The organism is Streptomyces sp. AC627_RSS907, from assembly GCF_019049165.1.
The window spans coordinates 1-617 of the sequence record NZ_JAGMUE010000342.1 but is presented as its reverse complement, the minus strand read 5'-3'; the positions used below and the strand labels follow the sequence as shown (position 1 = coordinate 617).

Below are 617 nucleotides of genomic sequence, written 5' to 3'. Positions count from 1 at the left end.
TTTGGTCTGACATTGGTACCACCCGCGAAGGCGGGTCGGGCGCCGGGTCGATGTGTGCGGCAGGTACTTGCCAGGAAAGCCGCGACATACCGCCTTGCCGTTCTGCCGGGGCCTTCGCGGAGCGCACCCTGTTCGGTTGGCGAGACGGCTGCCGTTCTGGCTGCCCCACCGCGGGAACGCGTGGCGCCGTCCGTCTTCGTCAGGACATCAGGTCGAGGAGGGCCCGGCCGCGCGGCGTGTGGTGCAGCCGGACCTCGCGGCCCCGGCGCCGGCGGGTGAGGAGGCCCGCGGACTCCAGGAAGCGGCAGTGGTAGGTCGCGGAACCGGAGGAGAGGGCCGTGGCGATCTCACCCACGGTCGGAGTGTGCGCGGCCAGGCGCAGGATGGCGGCCCGCGCGGGCCCGAGCAGGATGGTCAGGGAGTCGGCGGCGGGCTGGACCGGGTCGCCGCCCGGGATCAGCGCGAGCCCGGGCGCGGGGTAGGACAGACGCGTTCCCGCGGAACCGTCCGAACTGATCGAGTAGGTGGCGCTGCCACAGACGAGCGGAGCGAGCACCAGGCCCTGGCCTGCCTCGCGGCGAGGCGTCCGCGCGGTGTGCAGGGGCGGGCAGTACAGC

General features: G+C 73.4%; 1 pseudogene. It reads right to left on the bottom strand.

The annotated features are described in order from the left end of the window. Positions 1–199: 199 nt before the first annotated feature. Positions 200–617, bottom strand: a pseudogene (locus KUM32_RS35620) (hypothetical protein); the annotation flags it as partial.